This window comes from Enterobacter cloacae complex sp.6700776 (assembly GCF_048284255.1).
GTDB lineage: Bacteria > Pseudomonadota > Gammaproteobacteria > Enterobacterales > Enterobacteriaceae > Enterobacter > Enterobacter intestinihominis.
In genome coordinates, this window is the sequence record NZ_JBLVYK010000214.1 from 1 (window position 1) to 292 (window position 292).

Consider the following 292-nt stretch of genomic DNA (forward strand, 5'->3'; position numbering starts at 1 on the left):
GCAGCGTATACTGCCCGGTCTGCTGATAACCTGCGTCGTGTCGTCTGTGCTGTCGCGGACGTTACGCCGGGATTCGATCTATCGCCATCACGTTGCCGAGCATGTCTAAGTCGACGTAGCGGCTCAGCTCACGCTGTTCGGCGCGCGGTAGATAAGGCAGCTCGCCGATCAGCGGCGCCGGCAGCTTTTTGCTGAGGACATCGATGATTTCGGCGTAGTGCGCCAGACCGGGGTTGATCCGATTGGCTACCCAGCCAATCAGCGGTAAACCGTCATTGGCGATCGCCTGGGC

1 protein-coding gene and 1 pseudogene are annotated in these 292 nt (G+C 60.6%); one reads left to right on the plus strand and one right to left on the minus strand.

Going from position 1 to position 292, the window contains the following annotated elements:
* The coding region (locus ACNQ0T_RS23935) for a hypothetical protein (protein ID WP_417930465.1) at positions 1-109 on the plus strand (109 nt) is incomplete at its 5' end.
* On the opposite strand, the pseudogene ACNQ0T_RS23940 reads toward ACNQ0T_RS23935, so the two are convergent.
* Positions 62-292 (minus strand): annotated as a pseudogene (locus ACNQ0T_RS23940) (dethiobiotin synthase); the annotation flags it as partial. The gene ACNQ0T_RS23935 and the pseudogene ACNQ0T_RS23940 sit on opposite strands and share 48 nt — an antisense overlap.